Below are 22339 nucleotides of genomic sequence, written 5' to 3' on the forward strand. Positions count from 1 at the left end.
AGGAGCCAAAGAACCTTCGCAAACCAATGCCTGCAAAAGATATATATCATGATGTAGTTGTGCAGGCACTGATAGCGGATGGCTGGACAATTACCGATGACCCCTTATATTTAGCTTATGGGGGTCGAAATTTGTATGTAGACCTGGGTGCAGAACGTGATACGATAGCTGCTGAAAAAGATTCTCAAAAAATCGCCGTTGAAATTAAAAGTTTTCTCAGCCTTTCCCCTATACGTGACCTTCAGGAGGCAGTGGGACAATATGATATCTATCGCACTGTACTTTTAGAATTAGAAGCAGAACGCTTACTTTATCTGGCAATTCCCCAGCGAGTCTATGAAAGTTTATTTTCAGAACGCTTTGGTCAGTTAATCCTCAATCGGATACAAATTTGCTTAATTGTTTTTGATGAGCAACAAGCGAGGATTGTGCGATGGATAAACTAGCAAAGTATCGTGAAATAGTCCGGAAAGTTATATCCGAATATACCACCCACAAGCCTTATCACGGTCAAATTGATGTTGGAGCTATTATAGATTCTGAACGCGATCGTTACCAAGTCCTACAAGTAGGTTGGGATGGAATCCGTCGTGTACATGGTTGTACGGTGCATATCGACATTATTGGTGATAAAGTTTGGATTCAGTATGACGGTAGTTCTTACCCAGTAGCAGAAGCACTCATGGAAGCTGGTATCCCTCGTGAAGAGATTGTTTTGGGTTTTCATCCAGAGAATTTACGTCAACATACAGGCTTTGCCATATCTTGAATCACAAACCTGTTGTCAGGAAACATTTTTCCACGCGATCGTATTAAGCTCTAAGTATAGTCTCTCAGCTGCAAGCAGCGAATAATGCAATACTGGCAACCAAACCAAACTATCAAAAACGGTAGATTCATCATTCAAAAAATTCTCGGTGGTGGTGGCTATGGTGTCACCTACAGCGCGATAGATAATAACACAAATAAAATCATCGCTATCAAAACCCTTAACCCCATGCAGCAAAGTCAGCCTGACTTTGAGGAAGAACAAGAAAAATTTGTCAACGAAGCTTTGCGGTTACGAGGGTGTACTCATCCCCACATCGTCCAAGTTTACGAAATGATACGGGAAGTTGGACTGTGGGGCATGGTGATGGAATATATTGAAGGGCAAGATTTAGCAGTTTATATTGATCGGCGCGGACAGTTGCCAGAAGATGAAGCTCTACGCTACATTGACCAAGTTGGGCAAGCTTTGGAAGATGTCCACAAACAGGGGTTTTTACATCGGGATATCAAACCGAATAATATTCTGTTACGACGAGGGACGCAAGAAGCAGTATTAATTGACTTTGGGTTAGCGCGTGAGTTTAACCTTGGGAAAACAGGAAGCATGACGAATGCAAAGACGGAAGGTTATGCACCAATTGAACAGTACGAACGACGCGGTAACTTTGCTCCTTGCACTGATGTTTATGCTTTAGCCGCAACGCTGTATACTTTGCTGACTGCTGAGGTTCCGATTCCTGCTAATTTTCGTAAGTACGCGCAATTACCACCGCCAAAACAATTTAATTCGCAGATTAGCGACAGAGTAAATGAGGCGATTCTCCTCGGGATGACGTTGGAACCACAAGATAGAGTGCAGACAGTGCGGGAGTGGGTAGAATTAGTGTTACCCAGAAAGGTAAATCTTCCAATTCCTCAAGCACCAATCTCCAATCCACAACCGAAAATCCAAAATCAACCATCAAAAAATATTGCAACCCCGCCGAAATCAGATGGTGAGATTAAGTTAATCACAGCGAAGATGGACTACACCCGACTGCGGGATTTACTCGCAGTACGAACGTGGAAACAAGCTGATGAAGAAACAAGGCGAGTTATGCTAGCGGTAGCTGGGAGAGAAAAGGAAGGTTGGCTTGATGTTGAACATATTGATATTTTTCCTTGTGAAGACCTCCGCACGATTGACCAACTTTGGGTAAAATACAGCAATGGGCACTTTGGCTTTTCTGTGCAAAAGCGCATTTATCAAAGTCTGGGTGGAACCAGACAGTACGACGAGAAAATTTGGCAGGCTTTCGGCGATCGCGTCGGTTGGAGAAAAGGAGGAAAGTGGTTGTACCACCACGATATTACTTTTGATCTAAGAGCACCCCAAGGACACCTCCCGGAGGAGTCGGGGTTATGGTTAGGTGGGTGGGGTGGATGGGTGATCAGTGGGGGGGTGGTGGTCTCTTCTCTCGCGTCGAGACTTGTAAAGTGTAACATCTAGAGCTTACAGATTTTTATTAAGTTTTTTAAACGAGTCGCTTTCCACGAAGTCTTGCGGGTTCTGGCTTTGGGATACCTGGCACTGTGTACTCTCGTAATTTATGATGAGTTTTGTAGTACGACGCCACCAACGAACTGCGGATTGTAGCAGTTGGCGAGGATAAATTGTTCTGCGACTTTCTCTATTTCTTCGTTGTTTACTTCCCAGTTATCCCAATGTTTCAGACGAACTACCACTCTCTTTGGTGAAACTCTTCGATAACTAACTTAATCTCCTCTGCTGTAACATCTACTTGTTCACTTTTGGAATAGATTAACAGGAGGATCACCTTTGTAGGTGATTCCAGCTGATAGATGAGGCGATAACCACCACTTTTACCTTTTTGGATATCACTATTACGAACTCGTACCTTGAAAACAGTGTTTCCTGTTCCAGATATTTGATCGCCAACAAACTCTCCTGCTTGTAGTTGTGCAATTATCGGCTGAATATCAGATCGAATGTGGCGATACCTTTTAGATAGGGTGCGTAGTCGGCGCTGGAATTCATCTGTAAAATTAACTTGAACTGAGGGTGGTTCACTCTGCATCAATTCCATCCCACAGTTCTGAAACAGGTTTAGTTTTTCCTGTTTTTGCTTGTTGCAATGAAGTGCGAAGACTGTTTAACACAGATTCTTTTGGTTCATCATCTTCATCCATCTCATCTTCCACAAATAGCACAATCACTTTAACGCGGCTATGCTTTTGAACTGTCAGCGGTTCATCCAAACACAGTGTACCGTTTTCGTCAACGCTTCCCATGACTTCTTGTGCTTTCATTTTTCCTCCCAAAGTCTGTCAGCTTATCTTCTTATAATATTTTGCACTAATCTCAACAAAGTTATTAAGTAGCTCAACCTAATTAAACGTGAAATGTTATTGCGAGCGGAACGCAGTGAAGCAAAGCAATCGCAAGAATCGTATCTTATGTTTTTTTATGTTGACCTACTTATTACTGTATATCGAGTCTAGGATGGAACGAAGAATGACTATAATAAAAAATCAAAGCCGTAAAAATACATATAAAAATATAATATGCCGGCCAAAGTCACTCTCACAATTACTGAAGGCAAATCACCAGGACGACAATATACTTTCGACTCCCGCACAACTTGTATAATTGGCAGAGCAAAAGACTGCAACCCGCAACTACCACATGATGATGATCATCTTACCATTTCCCGCTATCACTGCTTATTAGATATCAACCCGCCAAATATTCGCGTGCGGGATTTTGGTAGTAGAAATGGAACTTATGTAAATGGTAAAAAAATTGGACAACGCCCATCAAAGCAAACTCCAGAAGAAGCTGCAAAGTTGGAATTGACAGAGTATGATTTGCAAGATGGAGATGAAATTAAACTCGGTAATACAGTATTTGTCGTTGGAATTGAAGTTGAATTAGAATCACTTAACATTCCTGCTTTCGTCCCTGGTACAGCTAACATCCATAATGTCAACCAACGCCCAACACACTCGCCTAATTTCTTGGAATTGATTAAACGCTTGTTGGGTTTAGCAGAGAAAGGCGACGAAAATCTCATAGCAATTCGTGGTTATAGTATTATCAAACTATTAGGAAAAGGTGGTTTTGGCGAAGTTTATTTAGCACAGCATAATCAAACCAACAATTTTGTCGCCCTAAAAGTCATGTTACCAGCCGTTGCTGCTAATGACAGGGCAATACAAATGTTTCTGCGGGAGACAGAAAATACGAAAGCGTTGCGACATCCTCATGTGGTGAAATTGCTTGACTATGGTTACTCCAATAGCATTTTCTTTTTCACAATGGAGTATTGTGAAGGTGGTACTGTTGCTGATTTAATGCAGCGACAGGGAGGAAAGTTATCAATAGATATTGCCGTCCCAATTATTCTCCAAGTTTTAGACGGTTTAGAATACACCCACAACGCAGAAATTCCTAATGTCAAATTAGGTAATGGTGGATTTGGTAAAGGTAGGGGTTTGGTTCACCGTGATCTCAAACCAAGTAATATTTTCCTGGGCAATGTTAATGGTAGACTAACAGTAAAAATTGGAGATTATGGTTTAGCAAAGGCTTTTGATTTAGCAGGTTTAAGCGGTCAAACTTTAACAGGTAGTAAAGCGGGTACTCCCGTTTTTATGTGTCGCCAGCAACTCTTACATTTTAAGCATGTGCAGCCAGAAGTCGATGTGTGGGCTGCTGCGGCTTGTCTCTACTATATGCTTACAGGAACTTTACCCCGTAATTTCACTGGAAAAGACCTCTTTATTGCAGTCTTGGAAAATGACCCCGTACCTATTCGTCAGCGTGATGCGTCTATTCCGCAAAAGCTGGCGGAGGTGATTGATTTAGCGTTGGTGGAGAAGCCAGAACTTTACTTTAAGAGTGCGACTAAGTTCAAACAGGCGTTGTTGGGTGTGTTGTGATATTAGTAGCTTTTACCCATTTGGTAGGGAAATCCGAATCACTGCTATCGGGTAATCAATGCTGCAAACTAAGAGCGATCGCCCTTACACGCACCATAAAATCCTAATGAGTAGAATCCCATATCTGCCCTTTCAGATGAGGGTAGTTATTAACCAACCACCTAAATTAGGCTTTAGGTGTAGATAGGGGTGCTACGGGGTTTTGCCTCAGTTATCATTCAGATACTTGCATTGAAGATTATCAGTTATGTCAGTTATGTTAGAACAAGGCACAATCAGTATTCATACTGAGAATATTTTCCCGATTATCAAGAAGTCCCTCTACTCCGACCATGAAATCTTCTTGCGGGAACTGGTTTCCAACGCTGTAGATGCCATCCAAAAGTTGAAAATGGTATCTCGCGCTGGGGAGTATTCTGATGAAATCGGCGAACCGGAAATTCTAATTGCTATAGACAAAGACAAAAAGACCCTCTCAATTACCGACAATGGTATCGGACTGACGGCAGAGGAGGTCAAGAAATACATTAACCAGGTAGCCTTCTCTAGTGCTGAGGAATTTATACAGAAGTACGAAGGCAAATCAGACCAACCGATAATCGGTCACTTTGGTCTTGGCTTCTACTCCTCCTTCATGGTGGCACAAAAGGTAGAAATCGATACCTTGTCCTACAAAGAAGGGGCGCAAGCGGTTCACTGGAGTTGCGACGGTTCTCCAGAGTTCACCCTAGAAGAATCTTCTCGTACAACTCGTGGTACTACGATTACCCTGACTCTGCAAGAGGAAGAACAGGAGTATTTAGAAGCAGCACGTATTAAGCAGCTTATTAAAACATACTGCGACTTCATGCCAGTACCCATCAAACTTGATGGCGAGGTGTTAAATAAGCAAAGAGCAGTATGGCGAGAGACTCCCAATAGCCTGAGTCAAGAAGATTATTTAGAGTTTTACCGCTACCTGTATCCTTTCCAAGAAGAGCCGTTGCTTTGGGTGCATCTGAATACTGACTATCCCTTTATCATCAACGGTATTCTGTATTTCCCCAAAATGAGACCGGATGTGGATGTCACCAAGGGGCAAATCAAGCTCTTCTGCAACCAGGTTTTTGTGAGTGACCACTGTGAGGAAATTATCCCACAATTTCTTCTACCCATGCGGGGTGTGATTGATAGCGCAGATATTCCGCTGAACGTATCGCGGAGTGCTTTGCAAACTGATCGCACTGTGCGCAAAATTGGTGACTACATTGCCAAGAAAGTAGGCGATCGCCTCAAAGAACTTTACCGCGACAACCGCGAACAATACATCAGCACTTGGAAAGACTTGGGTACCTTCGTAAAATTCGGCGTTCTCAACGACGAGAAATTCAAAAAACAAGTCGAAGATATCATTGTCTTCCGCAGCACCTATCAACCAAGCAGCACTCAACAGTCAACACCTGCCCCAGCAGTTGAGGTACAATCTCAAGAAGGCGATGTTTGGCAAGATGTGAGTTCAGCAAACGAGGAGAAAGACACTCCAAAATTGCCGTACACAACCCTGAAGGAGTACCTAGAACGCAATAAAGAACGTCACGAAAACCGTGTCTTCTACGCCACCGATGAAGCGGCGCAAGCTCCATACATAGAACTGCACAAAAATCAAGGTTTAGAAGTCCTGTTTCTAGACTCCTTTATTGACACCCACTTCATCAACTTCTTGGAGAGGGAACATCAGGATGTCAAATTTACGCGGGTAGACTCCGACTTAGATAGCACTCTGCTCGATCAAGACAAAGCTGGGGAAATTGTTGATCCGAAGACGAATAAAACTAGAACTGAGGTTATCAAAGAGCTATTTGAGAAAGCTCTCAACAAACCCAAGCTGAATATCCGCACCGAAGCTTTGAAAGCCGACGATCCGCAAGGGACACCACCTGCAATGGTGCTTTTACCAGAGATTTTGCGCCGCCTGCGGGAAATGAACGCTTTAATGCAGCAGCAAACAGCAGAGTTTCCCGAAGACCACATTTTCCTAGTCAATACTGCTCACCCACTGATTCAAAATTTAGCGGATCTGAGTCAAGGTAGTATTATTCAAGGTGATGTTCAATCGCCTACCGGACAGCTCGTGAACTTAGTTTGCCAACATATATATGATTTGGCGCTGATGTCTCAAAAGGGTTTTGACGCTGAAGGAATGAAATCATTCGTTGAGCGTTCCAATGAGGTACTTACCAAGCTGACACAGGAAGCTACAAAGTAAAAGAACCATACTCTCTCGTTCCCTGGCTCCGCCGGGGAATCCCTACAGTGAGGCTCCCCCTCATCTTAACAGGAGGCAAAGCCTCTGAAAATGCATTGCTAGGCTGAGCCTAGCAAAAGGATAAATTGCATCCCGCTTGGAAGGCAATTTTATATAATGAGAGATTGTGCTAAAGAAAAAAATAGGAGTTTCAAATAATGTCCCGTCGTTGTGAATTAACAGGCAAAAAGGCAAATAACGCCTTTGCAATCTCCCACTCCCACCGCCGCACCAAGCGTCTTCAGCAAGTGAACCTACAAACTAAGCGCATTTGGTGGGAAAGTGGAAACCGTTGGGTCAAACTGCGCATATCTACTAAAGCAATCAAAACCCTACAACTCAAAGGGTTAGAAGCAATGGCGAAAGAAGCTGGAATTAACCTGAATCATTACTAACACTGTAACCTCTCCCCAACCCATCTCCTACTAGGAGATAGGCTTTGTTATTGTTTCAAATTTTCATTTTCTCTTACGCCTCCCGATTCCAGGGAGGTTTTTATTTACCTAATATTAATTTGTGATTGATACGTTTTATCTAACAAGTGGGTACTATAAGTTGACCATCTGTGTTTATCTCTTGTTTTATCATTATAAAACTTGCCAGGGAAGCAACTATGTCTCACCACTGTCGGATATTAAACAAGATAGATAAATTTTATAGAGAAATTATAAAAAAAAATGTATCTGCAATTAAAAAGCAAATTATTTGGCTGTTAAGGACTTTGTTGGTCACTAAAAGAAGACGACGAGCAAGTGCGAATGCTGGTTTTGTCTTACCAACTGTGGCAATGGTAGCGCTCGTAGTTGTGCTACTGACAACGGCTATTTTATTTCGGTCTTTTGAACGTGCAAAGAATGCTAGTAATGTCCGAGTGAATGAGGCTGTTTTAAACGCAGCATCACCAGCTATTGAAAGAGCAAAAGCAAAAATAGAACAGTTATTTAGAGACCCGAGATTACCAAGCACAACTCCTTCAGACGATTTACTCAGTCAAGTTATTAACGGCAATCTTAACCAGTTCACTTTTGGTGATGAAATACAGTTAAAACTTGTTAAAGAATTTAACGGTAAAACGAATATTCAAGAAGATGAAGAGACTTTAAAAAGTGCTTGGAAGTATCCCGTAGATACGGATAATAACAGTAAATTTGATAGTTATACTCTGTATGGGATTTACTTCCGGGCTCCAACTACTAACAGAGCCAGAACTGTTTTAGAAGCAAGAACACCACCGATGGACGAGAGTAGTTTTAGTACTCAATGTAAGAGCTTGTTTGCCACTAGTGGAAACTTGGTCAGTACTCAAGGTTGGTACAAAGTCGGTGATAACCTAAAAAAAAGCATTTTTGTTTTTACCACAACTGTACCGATTACTGATTTAACAGGGCTAGATATTTCTAAATATGAACAATTTACAGGTAATAATACTTTTATAGCTCTAGAATATCAGCAAGACCGAGAAAGAATACCTCTTAATAATATTTTTGTTGTTTTTAACAATGATTTAGAAATTGCTGTTGAACAAGGTATCAATCTCAATGGACGCGTCTTCACTAATGGTAACTTACTAACAAAAGCGGGAACAAATCCTATTAGGTATTATCTAGTCAGTAGTCCTAACTCTTGCTATTTCAAAGAAGAAAACAGCAAGATTATTATCGGTGGAAATGTAATAGATAGTACTATTACAGGAACTTCTGGCGGTAATAATGTACAGATAGATTTATTTGACCAATCTTATACGCCTAGCAGCAGAATTAGAAGTGAATTTATAAATAACACAAATAAAACTGTACCTCCATCTGTTTATGGAAATACAGCAGCATATAACGATGAGGCATATGCCAAACGAATTGAACGTTTAGTGCAAGCAACAAATATTGCAGGTCTCCCAGATGAAGTTACACAGCAAGTAGAACGAGATTTAGGTACTGACCCCACTTTAAATCGTGATGATGTTCGTAATGAAAAGTTAAGAATTTACTTCAGAAAGCGAACACGCCGCGTTCCATACGCTGAAGTTCCTGAAATCGTATCTGGTGATGAACCTCTTGTCTATGGAAGTTATGACTTTAAGACAAACAGTCCTCTTCAAGGAAGTGGTAACTCTCTACGACCAGTAGATGCATGGATATTTCCTTATGATCCTGCTGATGGGAAAACTGCTAATAATTATGCAGAAATAGGGATTAAAGAAAATGGTAGTAAAATTTACCTGCCTGCTACAGAACCAGTAGAACAAGCAAAAGCAGGTAGAGAACAAAAAATTGGCGATCGCATTTTGGTTGGCAATAATTTACCGCAATTGTGGTTTGACACAACCAAAGGCAGATTTGTGAGTTCGCCAGAAGGACAGACTATTGTTGGTAAGCAATGGGATGTTGATAATAATGGAGATAATAGCACTGCGACTCGTGATCGCTTTTCTCAAGCATATCAATTAGAAGATTATCAGTTAAAAGATTTAGGGGCGAACCGAGACGGCTTTTGGGAAAAGTCAGCAGCACAAAAACCTCAAAGTCCTCTGGATGTTGTTGGGGGCTTGCGAGTCGTCACAGGTGCAGGAATTTATTTACCTAACGCTTACACTCCTAGAAGTAGCCAAGCTCAATTCAATAGTGCGATCGCAGCTACAGATAAAGTGTGGGCAGATTCGATGCCAATGCGTCTGAATTCATCTGATACGAGTGTCATTGATATTCTGCCTAATAAAGCATATACACCCTTCCTGCAAATGCGGGGTACGGCAGTTTATTACCACCAAAGCCCAATTGCCTGTGTCAGCAGCTACTACAACCCCACAAATAGCACTACAGCTAAAAACGGGGGTGGGTTGCCAGACGTTAGCTTAAGAGATACAAACAGAAACTTAACTGGGCTACCCAATGTTACTACTAGTAATGCAGGTGACTCCAACAACGGTGTTGTCTACTTACCTTCTTCCCTGTCAACAACAGGTTATGAGGCAGTGCTGAATTACCAAGCACAGTTGAAATACTCAAGTGGACGTTGGGTAAATGAACCACTTAAAAAAGCTTTGGTAAAAATTCCAGCTAATAGATCTCTTTCAGAACAATCAGCAGTTGATTCTGCTATGTGCGCCTTAAAAATATTAGACGGCACTATCGGCAGTCCGACAGACACTGCCATTCCTCATGGCGCTATTATGGAAACCGCTTTTCTTGATGCAAGACAAATTAAAACAATTGATAAACCTGCATCAACTCCAGGAAGGTACAATTTGGATGTTGAACTGCGTCAGCCTTTAGAAATTCGTGCCACTGTTTTGGATCTGGATTTGTTACGAAGACAATCAAGAACTAATGGAGAGTTTCTATTTCCAAATAGTGGAATTATTTACGCTACCGGTGATGATGCACTGCAAGACAAAAGTGAACGAGAAAATATAGATGTTAGTGCTACTGACTTCAACCTAGACCCGACTCGGCGACCTAATGCCATCATGCTAATCAATGGCAGTAACTTAAGCCGTAACGCTACTTACAATCTAGACAAGCCAGAGGAAAATGAAAAGGGTCTAATTTTGGTATCCAACCTACCAGTTTACATTAAAGGAAATTTCAATATTCACACCCAGGAAGAGTTCACAGACAACTCCTTAAAAGGCGAAAAGGATTGGAGTAACAAATTCTACGCACGTCAATCGTTGAATCCTCATTTCGCCTGTCGCTCAGGTCAATTTACTGGTTGCAACACTGGTGAAACTTGGCGACAAGCAGTAGTTATTGCTGATGCCATTACAGTTTTATCTGATAATTTCCGCTTCGGTTTCCGTAATGAAGGAGACTATGACTTAAGAAATAACTATGACGTAATTGATAAAGACAGTAAGCTGATTCCTCTCTCTTTCGATGCTAATGGTGACGGCTCGCTTAAAACTGTTAATGAATCTGATTTTGGCTTTGATCTCAATGGTAACGACGCAATTGATCCTAATGATATTTCAGAAGCTAGCATTACTGCGTCAGCTGCTATTAAGATCAATGGCTTTTGGGATAATAACTTTGTTACGAGTTTCCCTTGGCAGGATAACGTTAACGCTGGTGGTTCTAGTGGCTATGGTTTTCCATCTGAGGTGTCAGTGAGTCCTTCTTTAATTAAAAGCTCTTACTTCAATAACTTCGTTACTCCAATTCAGCGTCGAGTGCCCTTTTCAGAGTATGTTATGGAAATTTGCCCCAAGCTAACAGTCACAGCTTGCACATTTAAGGACTGGGTGGTTGGTTATGACTTAGATGAGGATGGAAAATATAAAACAGTAACTGTCAACAGTAAAACTTACGATGAGAAACAGATTAAGGCAAATCAATTAGTTAGAGCTTTGGCTGATGCCAAGGCAGATAATGCTAACTTTACTTTTAAGACAAACAAGCTGAGAGCGGGGACAACAGCAGTACCCGCAACAGATTCTGATGAGCCAGCAATTCAACGCTATCCACGTCGAGTTGCATTTCTAAGACACTCCGCTGATCTAACAGTAAAAAACAGTAATGGTAATGCCATACCTGGAGATCCAAACACACTAGTACTAGACCCAGTGGATCAAACTCCAATTCCTCTAGCGATATTTAATAGTGCCGTTAACCAACAAGAAGTCGGATATGTCCCGTTCTCTAACGACCTTAAAATAAACGGTTTGTTATATGAGAAATATTCCACTAAACCACCTCGCACACAAAATAGTACTCTTTGGTTTAGAACATTTAACAAAGATGCTAACCCTTCCAAAGAAAACTATGATCCTAAGTATCCTTTATGGATTGCAAATCGGATTGAAAATAGCACTAACTTAACTTTAACTGGAAAAAGACCAACAGAACAGCCGCTTTTAGTGCCAGTATTACAAATTCAGTACTCGTTTATAAAACAAACTGACTCATCGACCCTCAACGAAAATAGAGATGTAAAAAATAGTGGCAACTGGATGCAAACCGCCACAAACACAGAAACAAATCTCATATTCGCTCAAGGTAACACACCAGGACGCCCTAACGAAACCAATGGTGGTTTAGAAAACTTTGTGCGTTACTTAGAACGCTGGGAAGGTATAAATCACAGAGTAGCTGGTTCTTTCATCCAGTTTAAACGTAGTAGCTATGCCACAGCTCCTTGGCAAGTGCTTACTAGTACGGGTTACAGCAATTCAGAAACGATTTTCGGATACCCGCAAGGCTATAGACTGACTGTAACCAACGCTAGCGGTCAAACTCTAGGTCGTACACCCTTCTTTACTCCGCCTAACCGTTATTGGAGCTATGATGTCGCGTTGCTGAGTCAGTTACCTGATTTGTTTGCTCAACGCTTTACTACACCATCCACAAAACAGCCGAGTGAGTTTTACAGGGAAGTCGGGCGAGACGATGCTTGGGTGAAAACTTTGCTATGTGCTGCCCAAAATGGAAATGTTGGCGGTTACGAAAACGCTCCTTCTGGGTATGGTACTAACTTCAAATACGCTGTTAGCCAAGACCAACGCGGTACGTGTCCTTGATTTGACTCAGTTCTACTTTTGATTGCTGAAATATGATTTACCAAAAACAGCAGCAAGCATTTATCCAATCCAATCAGTCAGGTTTTACCATCATCGAGTCATTAGTAGCAATCGTTGTTGTTGGCATTTTACTAGCAGCGATCGCACCTATTATTGTCTTATCTGTCGCCACACGAGTGCAAGCAAGGCGCGTTGAGTTGGCAACTGACGCTGCTAAAACCTATATTGATGGCGTTAGATCAAGAACAATTCCACCTCCTCCTATCACCGACACTACTGACAGATCAGGAAATTACCCTGCTCCTACAGTAGGAAATTTGACCTGTAACACCGCAAATACTTACTGTTCGGCACCAGCAACTAATTTATACTGTGTCGATGGTGATGCTGATGGAAGTGGCTGTACGATGAGCAGCATCAGAGACTTAGTTATTCAAGCTTTTCGGCGTAACATAAGCTCTATCGCTCCTCAAGACGACTACCAGTTAGGAATACGTATCTACAGGGCAGATGGGTTTGCTACTGACGGCACAAACCTACTAGAAAAAGCACCAAATAAACAATTGATTTTTACTGGAAGAGTGGGCGATCGTAAAGCGCCATTACTAGAAACAACTACAGAAATATCAAGTAAAGTAACGACATTTAGTGATTTCTGTGCGCGTCTGAAACCTCTACACAGTAATCCTAATCCTCAATCTAATTGCTAAATATATGCTTTTTTTTAGCTCAAATTAATAGATTACAAAAATGTAACAAAATGAATAATTAACCGCAGTATGAACGCAGATGGACGCAAATGAAAAGAGGTTTAATATTATGAGTCCATTTAAATGGCTTGGTATTAAGGAACTTCTAAATAAAAAAATATCCAATTTTTTCTTGTGGGATGGGCATCTTGCCCGTCCTATAAACTGGGCAGGCAAGATGCCCATCCCAAAAAATTGGATAATTTATTTGTTGAAATACCCTAATCAGCTAAAACTCTTTAGCGTGAAACAGAAATGTGATGGTTTTACCTTAGTTGAGTTGCTGGTAGGCATAGTCATCGCTACCCTTGTTGTCACGCCTTTACTAGGATTCATGATTAACATTATGACAACTGACCGACAAGAGCAAGCAAAGGCAACTACTGAGCAAGAAATCAAAGCAGCACTTGATTATATTGCGCGAGACTTGCAGCAGGCAATATACATATATGATGCTGATGGTATTAATGCAATTAGAAAGCAACTACCAAAATACGATGATAAAAATAAAAATATTTTTTTTCCTGTTCTTGTATTCTGGAAGCGGCAGTTTGTTTCAAATGGACTTATCATTTCTAGTTCTAAACGAAGACAAGTGAGAGATGATAGCTTCGTCTACTCTTTAGTTGCCTATTATTTAATTAAAGCTCATGATTCTACATGGTCTAACGCGGCTCGAATTGGTAGATTTCAAATAAAAAACGGTTATGAAGAGACTGAAGCTAATGATGAAAAATTTTGGCGAAGCAAAGGTTTTCAGATGTTTAATATGCAAGCTTCAGGAAATATTAAAACTAAGATGAATCAATGGACAAAAAGGAGTGGCGAATCTTACACACAAGATATTGTACCTTTAGTTGATTACATTGATCAAACTCTAACAAATAATAATACAAATCCAGCACCTCCTAATTGCACAATAGGTCAACAGGTGCCAACTTTTTCTGAGACTGGAGATTCTGTTGCCACTGGTCAGGTAAAAACCCGAGGTTTTTACGTTTGTGTGGATGCACAAAACGTTGTAGCGGAAGTTTATTTGCGTGGTAATGCTCTGGCTCGTCTTCAAAATAATAATATAGATTTCAATGGCAATAATAAAACATATTTTCCTCAAGCAAGCATACGAGTCCAAGGAAATAGATTCTTATTTACGAATTAAGAATCCTTCGAGCAGTGGCTTCACGCTGCTAGAGGTTTTGGTAAGTATAATAATTATTGGTATCTTAGCTGCGATCACAGTTCCCAGTTGGCTAGGTTTTGTTAATACTGTGCGCCTCAACACTGCACAACAAGAAGTTTATCTTGCTATACGTCAAGCTCAAAGACAAGCGAGTACAAACAAATTAACCTGGCAAGTTAGTTTTCGTGAACAAAACGGTATTGTGCAATGGGCAGTTCATCCTGCTACGACAGCCAACCCATCTGACAGTACCTGGAATAATTTAGATCCAAATGTGCGCTTAGATGCGGAAACAAACTTACAACAGGACGGGTACATCCAATTTAATGACAGAGGTCAAGCACCACTACAACACATAACTTTATCTAACAGAAATGGTGGTAAAGCTAAGCGTTGCGTCTATATTTCTACAATTTTAGGCGCAATGCGAACCGCAAAAGAACAGGATACACCTGACAGCGATGGTGATTATTGCTATTAATATATTTCTGGTTAATTTAAATTAGGTACCCCGTGCTAAATCTACCAGAAACAGCAAAACAGCATCTCATTATTTTCACCCGCTATCCAGAACCAGGTAAAACGAAAACCCGACTCATACCTGCTTTGGGAGCTGAAGGCGCGGCAAATCTTCAGCGTCAAATGACGGAACACACCCTATCTCAAGTGAAACAGTTGCAAAAGACTTCTGCCATCTCTTTTGAGGTGCGGTTTGCGGGCGGTCATTTGCAACTCATGCAAGAGTGGCTGGGATATGACATCGCTTACCAACCTCAAGGTGAGGGAGATTTGGGTTCGCGGATGGCACAATCTTTCTACAATGCTTTTCAATCAGGTGCAGAAAAAGTCCTGACTATCGGTACTGACTGCCCTGATGTCAATGACCAGATTTTAGCAGAAGCTTTTGAGCAACTTCAGCAGTGCGACCTTGTGCTTGGTCCAGCGGTAGATGGTGGCTATTACTTGATTGGTTTGCAGCGTCCTGTCCCAGAATTATTTATCAATATAGATTGGGGAACCTCTCAAGTATTGCAACAGACTATAGATACTGCCCAGACGCTTAATTTATTGGTAGATTACTTGGCTTTGTTGGCTGATATTGATCGTCCGGAGGATTTGCCAATTTGGGAAAAGCTTCTCGGACTTACGCACTAAACTTGTGTCTGGTAGCTGGGTGTGTAATCATTTCTTTGCTCACACCCTACCTCATACACCACAAAAATGCACACGAAACCCCTCTAATGGAGTATTTACTACGGTTATCAATGGTGTCAATCTATATCTGGTATTTTCTAACACAGGGATCTCCAGAAGACAAGCTAGAATACAGATGCTACCGTGGTGTAGCTCAATCCAAAGGGTAGAAAATATATCACCCAAAAAAGAATCTCGGAATCATAAACAATAGATAGCGTCATGGAAACAATATTCCAGTACCTTTATATAGAATATTCACTCTGATTGACTACGAGACAAAAAACTATGAATAACCGTTTTGCTGCTGCGATCGCCGCCCGTACACTTAAGGTAATTGGGATAATCTTAATATTGTCCTTTTTGATTGACTTTATCATTCTCAGCCTTGACTTCAGCCCTACTGATAAACAGTTGCAACTAAGATGGGCAGCAAGTATGGTTGAGCGGGGAGTCGTACCATTAGTAGGTTTGGGTATGCTATTCGCGGCGTATTGGATTGACAGTTTTGATGATGGCAATCAACCACAGCCCCTAGACTTTAGAATGCCGGCTCTGATTATATCAAGTATCTTGGGGTTACTCTTTTTGGTTATTGCTCCTGTCCACGCGATGAATATTATTAACCAAAGAACTCAAGTCGTGGACCAAATCACTAGGGATGCGCAAGTAGCAGAAAACCAATTGAAAACCCAGCTCAACCAAGTGCAAGCTCAACTGGGTAATGATCAAGTCAAAGCAGCTGTAGAAAAGCAGAGAACTCAAGTCAAAACTCAGTACAGTGAACTCCTTCAAGATCAGCAGCGGTACAACCAAGCACTGAATAACCCAAATGTTCCCCAAGCTACAAAAGATTTACTTAAGAAGTTTAAGGCAAATCCTCAGGAGCTTGACAAATTTATCGCCCAACAAACAGATCCACAGCAACTTGCCAATCAAAGACTAGCTCAAATTCGCACTCGCCGGGAAGAACTGGAAAAACAAGCTCAAGAAAATTGGAAGCCTGGTTTAAGGATTGTCGTGAATAGTTTGCTGTTGTCTGTTGCTTACATCATTATTGGCTGGTCAGGATTAAGAAGTATGGGTGCTTTCCAAAGTGCAAAACGCAAAGTACCTGCACGCTAGTTCATTATCCTCAAAGGCGGTATGACGCATCAAAAATTTAACAAAGGCTCATACTGCCACTTTGACTCATTCCTTGATGAAAATCAATTCGTGTTTCTTGCAGATATTCACTATAAAAAAGTATAATCTGGCACAAGAGAACTTATATGACTAACGTTGGGAATGTTTTCAATTTACATATTGACTTATAACGAAGAAATCGATATTGCCGCTTGTATTGAGTCGGCGATGCTATCAGATGACATTATTGTTGTAGATTCATGCAGTAGCGATCGCACCGTCGAAATCGCCAATCGCTACCCGGTTCGTGTCATTCAGCACCCTTTTGAAAGCCACGGTCGTCAGCGTACTTGGATGCTAGAAAATATACCTCCCAAGCATGAATGGGTTTACATTTTAGAAGCTGACGAACGCATGACGCCAGAACTGTTTGCAGAATGCGAAAAAGCAAGTCAGAATCCAGACTACATCGGTTACTACGTCGCTGAACGCGTGATTTTCATGAATCGTTGGATTCGCCGCAGTACCCAGTATCCCCGTTACCAGTTGCGCCTTTTCCGCCACGGTAAAGTTTGGTTTACAGACTACGGTCACACAGAACGAGAAGTTTGTGACGGTTCAACAGGCTTTTTAAAAGAAACATATCCCCATTACACTTCTAGCAAGGGTTTAAGCCGGTGGATTGAAAAGCACAATCGTTACTCCACAGATGAAGCCAGAGAAACCCTGCATCAATTAGAGAATGGAACAGTCAGCTGGCGCAGCTTATTTTTTGGGAAGTCAGAAGTCGAACGACGCCGCGCTTTAAAAGATTTGTCCTTACGCTTACCAGCCAGACCACTCACACGTTTTTTGTATATGTATTTTCTTTTAGGCGGCTGCTTAGATGGACGCGCTGGTTTTGCTTGGTGTACCTTGCAAGCTTTCTACGAATACCTGATTCTGCTAAAAGTTTGGGAAATGAAGCATATCCCTACACCCAACTTGGATGCAAAAGTACCTGCAAGCGAAGCTACGCATTTAATATCAAATTCTGTTGATTAGTGATAGCTCAATACGGTTCAGTTAAGGATTTTTAGTGAGATTTGGTGATGTATAGAGACGCTTCAAACACCGCGTCTCTACATTGCTGATACCCAAATCATAACTTTTTATTCTTTTTTTCGGTTAAAGAAACACTGCCAATTCCTTGAAGAATCCCACGACCAACCAAACCTATACCACGTCCAATAACTTGCGTCAGAACAAAAACAACACCACTTCCTAAAAAAGATAATAATGATTGTAGACGAGGGGCGATCGCATCACGAAATTCTATCGCTAGGGTGATAACTAGCGGGATACCAGAAAGTTGAGCTAGCTCTTGTCGACGCGGCGCATAAATAGAAATTGTCGCAATACCGCGAGGTGCAAAAACAAATAGCTCATAGCGGCTTTCAAAAATTGCCTGAGGCTCATTGACATAATTCCTTAGGCGATATCTCCACGACAAATTATTTCTAAAACGTTCGATTTCCCGCGTAGAAATCAATTGGCGATCATAAAAACTTTGTTTAATTTCTTCGACATCCGCTAAAGAGTTGAGCAGCGGTTGTATCACACCATTTGCTATCTGAATTAACAAATTCTCTAGGAGCATTTCTGCGTACTCTTTTGCTTCAGAGCTTCCTGCTGGATATGAGGCATTATCAATTTGCAAATCAGTTTGAAATAACAGATAAGAAAATAACTCCTCAGCAAGAGGAATTTTCTGAAAAATCTCTGTTTGCACAATTGCAGAATTTTGTAGTAGAAAATTGACGATTTCTAAATTGTTATTGCCAACTCTTACCCTAGCAAACTTTCCAAAGAACTCTGTAGTTGCAGCTTCCCAGGCATCAATGAGTAAAGTATTTTTTAATTCCGATAATTGGTTGATTTCTACCCGAGAAGCTCGTATTTCATCTAGGGTATCAGCAACTTTTTGGAGAACTAGATAAAGTAAATCACGTTTTTTGTCTTCACGTAAAATATCAATTTCTAGAGGGGTAGCTGTCAAGTTTTGTAAAGGAAGCTGAAGTTTGGTAATACAAGATGCAAACAATGCCGCTTGCAGCGATCGCGGGCTGAGTAGAGAAGGGGTATTTTGCTTGTTTGGTTCAGATTTGGAAATAGAAGTACTGACTCGGGGATTTGCAGGAGGCTGCAACTGTACAGACGCGAAATTATTTTCTGTAGGAACGTTACGCCAACGTGGTACCTCTCGCCTTTCCAGTGCTGAAGCTAATAATCGATTCAGCAGCCAACGAGCTGCTAGCAATTCTCGTCTTTGCCCAGCTAAAACTGCTCTATCAAGTAAAGGTAACCCGGGGACTTGTAATTGTGCCGTTACTTCTGCCAAGGTAGCGTCAATGTAACCGATTCCTGATAAGCGTAGATGCTTCCGCACTTGAGCGAAAGGCAGTCGAGAAGAAGTGGAAAGGTTTTCAAGAGCATACCCTGTGTCCTCTCTTATCTCCCTACCCCAGCATGAGCCACCTGCTACTATCTCGTGCATAGTGGTGACTAATTCAGAAACAGGCGTACCTTTGGGACAGTAACCATTAACCCCAGCAGATCTTGCTGCTAAAAGCAACCCTTGTTCTTGAACAGAACTTAGAAGCAATAAGGGCAGATTGGGGTACTGGATTTTCAAATGCCGACAAAGTTGTAAACCGAGCTGCTGACTAGAGAGGGAGCGACCATTTCCCAATTCCAAAACAAGTAAGTTCACTTGATTAGGGTCTTCTTGTGCAAGTTTGGCTAAAATTTGCAATGCAGCAGTATCTGTTTGAGCTTCCGAGACCACTTGCAAATCAGGAAATTCTTCCAAAGCCACTCGTAGCCCTAGCCGGAAGATAGGGTCTTGGTCTACTAACAATAGTTTTAGAGGGCGATCGCTCATAATCGGCTTAAAAACGCAGGCTTTTTTTCTTTTGGTAACAAATAACCTTGACAAATTAGCTTTGTTACCTGACTAGGAGTTGTTTCCGTAGACAGATAAATGAACCATAATTGCCATAGGCAGGCATTTACCCTTTGATTCAATGACTTTGAGTATTCGGCACACCTTAGCAGAACACCACATTGAACTACCCCAAATAAGAGAGTTTTCACCAGGGGAGATAGCAGGCTTGGCATTCCGTATTGTTCAGGATATGGAAGTCAAAAGCCTTATGTTTTTTGATATTTGTACCTTAGCAGAAATTTTAGAACTACCCCTAGGGAGTGTTTGCTAGGAAATCAGTGTATTCGCCCACATCACTCAAAGCTTGGTGAATGCGCTGAGCAAGAAAAAACCCTTGAAACGCAACGAAGGCACATGGCTAGCCTTTCAAATTGCCTATCTTCTTGGTCTACAACAAGTTCTTAACCAAGAAAAAAGCCTACAGCGACCTTGGCTAGACCGAGCAATCGTATGGGACACACAAAGAATGAGAGTAGAGAGCGAAATTTCTCCCTCATCTCCCTCATCCTCCTCATCTCCCTCATCTTTGATGCGTCCCCTGCAAGATGCTCAACTGCAAGAGCTACTCAAAACTCTCCGTCCAGGGAAACTCACTGACACACAAGCAGATTCTGGTTTTAAAGGAAATAATTTTCACCTCAGTCTTTTAGAGTGGCTAGAGCTAGAGCATCCAAGGTGTTTGCTGATTTTGGATGGTCTCGATGAACTACCGCCTTATTCTCATTAGAGCAGTTTCAAGCCATCAAAAATTTACTGTCCCAGCAGTCTCATTTTTACATTGCTCAGGCAACAGAAGACACAGCAGCTTGGTCTAAGAATGCACCCCAGAAAGGGCTAATTGAAAGCGCAGAAGGTGAACCGATGATGCCAGAAGATTTGTACGACAATTATGCTGATGATGAAACAGCTGTAGACGAGAAGTATAACTAAATATGGTCATCGGTGATAGGTTGGTGATTGCGATTGCCTCCTCTAGGTGCGCTTTGCGCAATCGCCCAAGGCGGGGCTTTGCTCCGGAGCCTAAGCGCAAAGCGCAGGCGTAGCGTGTCCGGAGGACTCACCCGGAGAAAAGCGCCATCGCCTAATTCCATCAGCACCGCAATTGATCACAACCATCATTTGGTTTCTTGTGAGTTACGGTAACCGTAAAAGTTAATACTGTAGTCAGTAATCCGCACCCCTGTTTGTTCTTCAACTTTGCGGAGAAATTCTTCTGGTAATTCTAAGTGAACATCCAAGATTTGATTTGTATCCAAACAGTTAACATGACTGTGGGAATCACTAATATTGCCGTATAAACGTCCATCACAGCGTTCAATACATTCAATGATGCCCTGACTGGATAACGCTTCTAAATTTTGATAAACAGAAGTATGTCCGATCTCTTTGCCTTGCTGGTTCAGGCGATCATAAATCTCTCTCGCGGAAAGATGCTCTCTTGCGTCCCAAAGCAGTTCCAGAATAAAGCGACGCTGACGACTCACGCGCATACCTAATGCCTGACACTGCTCAAGAGCATCTTCCAGTGAACGAATTGGTTTTGTAGATATCTCTTGCTTTTGCATATTTTATAAGTTTCTTAACTTAGGGGCTAATTTTCCCTTTTGAAAGTTTGTTTGTTATTTTATATATTCAAAGGTTTTGCACCCTGCACGTTCCGCTTTGCCTGTGTTTTTGCTTTTTTGCTTGAGGAAATTACAGGTTGGTTTAAGGGGATGGTTATACTTTTTAACTGCTCGATCACACTCTCTTCTAAAACAAACTCATTACAACTTTAGCTTAAAATGGTTGCCAACGTCTACCTGAAGGCTTTTGTCTTGTCAAGAGCCACGATTTATGATTCATTTACTTTTAGTTAGGAGCAGGCGCACTGGCGGCCCACCACCCGCTACGAATGAAAGAAACGCTTCCCTCTTTCACTCCCTCCCTCTGTTTCTCACTCCTTCCCTCAACAGTGTTTCTTCAGAGCCTTGAGTTATTCCCCCCATGAGTCCCCATTCCACAAGCCTTGAGTGCTTAACTGTGGTTCAAAACATACGTGCCGATTGATTTTGTGATTTGTATGCAGGAAAAGAGTAGTATGAATTGTCGAGGCTATTTTTTGACTCGATGACAATCACCATCGCAATCAATACTGACCACATTAACTCCTTGGATCTGTCCCCTATAGTCACAGAGATTGAAAAACTGCTGCAAGACGGGACGATCGCATCCGAAGAGCAGCAGCTGCGTTTTGATATTGACTATTCCTTGGAACCAGGCGATCCACGGGAACTTTCAGAAATCCCAGAAGTGCGGATGTGGTTCATCCGCCTGGATACTCGGTATCCCTGGTTGCCATTTCTACTAGATTGGAAAGCTGGGGAATTCGCTCGTTATGCAGCTATGCTTGTACCGCACCAGTTCAGTACCAGAGAAGGTATTCAGTATAATCCTGAAGCTTTAGAAATCTTTTTGATGCACAAGCTGTTTGTTTTAAACGACTGGTTACAACAGCAAGGCATTCCCAGTAAATCTCGCCTCCAGTCGATGGCGCAACTTCTGGGCTATGAGTTAGATGATGCCTTATTTGAGATGTTTTGAAAAGGTAACTGGT

At 41.7% G+C, this 22339-nt stretch carries 19 protein-coding genes and 1 pseudogene; 15 read left to right on the forward strand and 5 right to left on the reverse strand.

What is annotated here, in order from left to right:
• Nucleotides 1-26 precede the first annotated feature (26 nt).
• The 3 genes from V5G28_RS22825 (at nucleotide 27) to V5G28_RS22835 (ending at nucleotide 2260) form a co-directional block, all read left to right on the forward strand.
• Nucleotides 27-446 (forward strand): element excision factor XisH family protein, encoded by a 420-nt coding sequence (locus V5G28_RS22825; RefSeq protein ID WP_332987737.1) that lies wholly within the window; start codon nucleotides 27-29, stop codon nucleotides 444-446.
• Nucleotides 434-769, forward strand: a complete 336-nt coding sequence (locus V5G28_RS22830; RefSeq protein ID WP_332987738.1) for a XisI protein — start codon at nucleotides 434-436, stop codon at nucleotides 767-769. The genes V5G28_RS22825 and V5G28_RS22830 overlap by 13 nt, the downstream gene beginning before the upstream one ends.
• 84 nt (nucleotides 770-853) lie before the next feature.
• Entirely contained in the window at nucleotides 854-2260 is a 1407-nt protein-coding gene (locus V5G28_RS22835) for a serine/threonine-protein kinase (RefSeq protein ID WP_332987739.1), read from the forward strand.
• A 98-nt stretch (nucleotides 2261-2358) separates the two neighbouring features.
• Here the strand turns inward: V5G28_RS22835 and V5G28_RS22840 are convergent, their stop codons facing one another.
• Genes V5G28_RS22840 through V5G28_RS22850 form a run of 3 tightly spaced genes read right to left on the reverse strand, consistent with a single transcriptional unit; the run spans nucleotide 2359 to nucleotide 3081 of the window.
• Entirely contained in the window at nucleotides 2359-2496 is a 138-nt protein-coding gene (locus V5G28_RS22840; RefSeq protein ID WP_332987740.1) for a hypothetical protein, read from the reverse strand.
• Nucleotides 2490-2849, reverse strand: a complete 360-nt coding sequence (locus V5G28_RS22845; protein WP_332987741.1) for a type II toxin-antitoxin system RelE family toxin — start codon at nucleotides 2847-2849, stop codon at nucleotides 2490-2492. The genes V5G28_RS22840 and V5G28_RS22845 overlap by 7 nt, the downstream gene beginning before the upstream one ends.
• A complete protein-coding gene (locus V5G28_RS22850; RefSeq protein WP_332987743.1) occupies nucleotides 2839-3081 on the reverse strand; it encodes a type II toxin-antitoxin system RelN family antitoxin in 243 nt (80 codons plus the stop codon). Before V5G28_RS22850 ends, V5G28_RS22845 begins: the two co-directional genes overlap by 11 nt.
• Before the next feature lie 255 nt (nucleotides 3082-3336).
• On the opposite strand from V5G28_RS22850, the gene V5G28_RS22855 reads away from it, so the two are divergent.
• The 10 genes from V5G28_RS22855 to V5G28_RS22900 all read left to right on the forward strand — a co-directional run bounded on the left by V5G28_RS22855 (nucleotide 3337) and on the right by V5G28_RS22900 (nucleotide 17801).
• Nucleotides 3337-4713 carry a protein kinase domain-containing protein gene (locus V5G28_RS22855; protein ID WP_332987744.1) on the forward strand — a complete coding sequence of 459 codons (1377 nt, stop codon included), beginning with the start codon at nucleotides 3337-3339 and terminating at the stop codon, nucleotides 4711-4713.
• A gap of 256 nt (nucleotides 4714-4969) precedes the next feature.
• On the forward strand, nucleotides 4970-6958 hold the full coding sequence (gene htpG / locus V5G28_RS22860) for a molecular chaperone HtpG (RefSeq protein ID WP_332987785.1): 1989 nt from the start codon (nucleotides 4970-4972) through the stop codon (nucleotides 6956-6958).
• Nucleotides 6959-7155: 197 nt separating this feature from the next.
• Nucleotides 7156-7392, forward strand: a complete 237-nt coding sequence (gene rpmB / locus V5G28_RS22865; RefSeq protein ID WP_332987746.1) for a 50S ribosomal protein L28 — start codon at nucleotides 7156-7158, stop codon at nucleotides 7390-7392.
• A 218-nt stretch (nucleotides 7393-7610) separates the two neighbouring features.
• Nucleotides 7611-12509 (forward strand): hormogonium polysaccharide biosynthesis protein HpsA, encoded by a 4899-nt coding sequence (gene hpsA / locus V5G28_RS22870; protein WP_332987747.1) that lies wholly within the window; start codon nucleotides 7611-7613, stop codon nucleotides 12507-12509.
• 32 nt (nucleotides 12510-12541) lie between these two features.
• Entirely contained in the window at nucleotides 12542-13219 is a 678-nt protein-coding gene (gene hpsB, locus V5G28_RS22875) for a hormogonium polysaccharide secretion pseudopilin HpsB (protein WP_332987748.1), read from the forward strand.
• 217 nt (nucleotides 13220-13436) lie between these two features.
• Nucleotides 13437-14417, forward strand: a complete 981-nt coding sequence (gene hpsC, locus V5G28_RS22880) for a hormogonium polysaccharide secretion pseudopilin HpsC (protein ID WP_442994283.1) — start codon at nucleotides 13437-13439, stop codon at nucleotides 14415-14417.
• Complete coding sequence (locus tag V5G28_RS22885) at nucleotides 14344-14919, forward strand: pilus assembly FimT family protein (RefSeq protein WP_332987751.1); 576 nt, start codon at nucleotides 14344-14346, stop codon at nucleotides 14917-14919. Before hpsC ends, V5G28_RS22885 begins: the two co-directional genes overlap by 74 nt.
• 32 nt (nucleotides 14920-14951) lie before the next feature.
• Nucleotides 14952-15593 carry a TIGR04282 family arsenosugar biosynthesis glycosyltransferase gene (locus tag V5G28_RS22890; protein WP_332987753.1) on the forward strand — a complete coding sequence of 214 codons (642 nt, stop codon included), beginning with the start codon at nucleotides 14952-14954 and terminating at the stop codon, nucleotides 15591-15593.
• A 327-nt stretch (nucleotides 15594-15920) separates the two neighbouring features.
• A complete protein-coding gene (gene hpsJ-B, locus V5G28_RS22895) occupies nucleotides 15921-16757 on the forward strand; it encodes a hormogonium polysaccharide biosynthesis protein HpsJ (RefSeq protein ID WP_332987754.1) in 837 nt (278 codons plus the stop codon).
• Between the two features lie 162 nt (nucleotides 16758-16919).
• Nucleotides 16920-17801, forward strand: coding sequence for a glycosyltransferase family 2 protein (locus V5G28_RS22900; protein WP_332987755.1), 882 nt, complete (start codon nucleotides 16920-16922; stop codon nucleotides 17799-17801).
• Nucleotides 17802-17898: 97 nt separating this feature from the next.
• Here the strand turns inward: V5G28_RS22900 and V5G28_RS22905 are convergent, their stop codons facing one another.
• Nucleotides 17899-19680, reverse strand: coding sequence for a DUF3685 domain-containing protein (locus V5G28_RS22905; protein WP_332987756.1), 1782 nt, complete (start codon nucleotides 19678-19680; stop codon nucleotides 17899-17901).
• Nucleotides 19681-19822: 142 nt separating this feature from the next.
• Between V5G28_RS22905 and V5G28_RS36835 the strand changes: the two are divergent.
• A pseudogene (locus V5G28_RS36835) lies at nucleotides 19823-20353 on the forward strand (pentapeptide repeat-containing protein); the annotation flags it as partial.
• Between the two features lie 505 nt (nucleotides 20354-20858).
• Here the strand turns inward: V5G28_RS36835 and V5G28_RS22920 are convergent.
• Entirely contained in the window at nucleotides 20859-21308 is a 450-nt protein-coding gene (locus V5G28_RS22920) for a Fur family transcriptional regulator (RefSeq protein ID WP_332987759.1), read from the reverse strand.
• A 544-nt stretch (nucleotides 21309-21852) separates the two neighbouring features.
• Between V5G28_RS22920 and V5G28_RS22925 the strand changes: the two genes are divergently transcribed.
• Entirely contained in the window at nucleotides 21853-22326 is a 474-nt protein-coding gene (locus V5G28_RS22925; RefSeq protein WP_332987760.1) for a CRR6 family NdhI maturation factor, read from the forward strand.
• Nucleotides 22327-22339: the final 13 nt, after the last annotated feature.

The sequence above is a fragment of the Scytonema sp. PRP1 genome (assembly GCF_036697665.2).
Classification (GTDB): Bacteria; Cyanobacteriota; Cyanobacteriia; order Cyanobacteriales; family Nostocaceae; genus Kalymmatonema; species Kalymmatonema gypsitolerans.

Bases quoted from the DNA above. Each gene is read 5' to 3' on its own strand.
- V5G28_RS22825 (WP_332987737.1), top strand. From the start codon at position 27: ATGCCTGCAAAAGATATATATCATGATGTAGTTGTGCAGGCACTGATA.
- V5G28_RS22830 (WP_332987738.1), top strand. From the start codon at position 434: ATGGATAAACTAGCAAAGTATCGTGAAATAGTCCGGAAAGTTATATCC.
- V5G28_RS22835 (WP_332987739.1), top strand. From the start codon at position 854: ATGCAATACTGGCAACCAAACCAAACTATCAAAAACGGTAGATTCATC.
- V5G28_RS22845 (WP_332987741.1), bottom strand. From the start codon at position 2,849: ATGCAGAGTGAACCACCCTCAGTTCAAGTTAATTTTACAGATGAATTC.
- V5G28_RS22850 (WP_332987743.1), bottom strand. From the start codon at position 3,081: ATGAAAGCACAAGAAGTCATGGGAAGCGTTGACGAAAACGGTACACTG.
- V5G28_RS22855 (WP_332987744.1), top strand. From the start codon at position 3,337: ATGCCGGCCAAAGTCACTCTCACAATTACTGAAGGCAAATCACCAGGA.
- htpG (WP_332987785.1), top strand. From the start codon at position 4,970: ATGTTAGAACAAGGCACAATCAGTATTCATACTGAGAATATTTTCCCG.
- rpmB (WP_332987746.1), top strand. From the start codon at position 7,156: ATGTCCCGTCGTTGTGAATTAACAGGCAAAAAGGCAAATAACGCCTTT.
- hpsA (WP_332987747.1), top strand. From the start codon at position 7,611: ATGTCTCACCACTGTCGGATATTAAACAAGATAGATAAATTTTATAGA.
- hpsB (WP_332987748.1), top strand. From the start codon at position 12,542: ATGATTTACCAAAAACAGCAGCAAGCATTTATCCAATCCAATCAGTCA.
- hpsC (WP_442994283.1), top strand. From the start codon at position 13,437: ATGCCCATCCCAAAAAATTGGATAATTTATTTGTTGAAATACCCTAAT.
- V5G28_RS22885 (WP_332987751.1), top strand. From the start codon at position 14,344: ATGGCAATAATAAAACATATTTTCCTCAAGCAAGCATACGAGTCCAAG.
- hpsJ-B (WP_332987754.1), top strand. From the start codon at position 15,921: ATGAATAACCGTTTTGCTGCTGCGATCGCCGCCCGTACACTTAAGGTA.
- V5G28_RS22900 (WP_332987755.1), top strand. From the start codon at position 16,920: ATGTTTTCAATTTACATATTGACTTATAACGAAGAAATCGATATTGCC.
- V5G28_RS22905 (WP_332987756.1), bottom strand. From the start codon at position 19,680: ATGAGCGATCGCCCTCTAAAACTATTGTTAGTAGACCAAGACCCTATC.
- V5G28_RS22920 (WP_332987759.1), bottom strand. From the start codon at position 21,308: ATGCAAAAGCAAGAGATATCTACAAAACCAATTCGTTCACTGGAAGAT.
- V5G28_RS22925 (WP_332987760.1), top strand. From the start codon at position 21,853: ATGACAATCACCATCGCAATCAATACTGACCACATTAACTCCTTGGAT.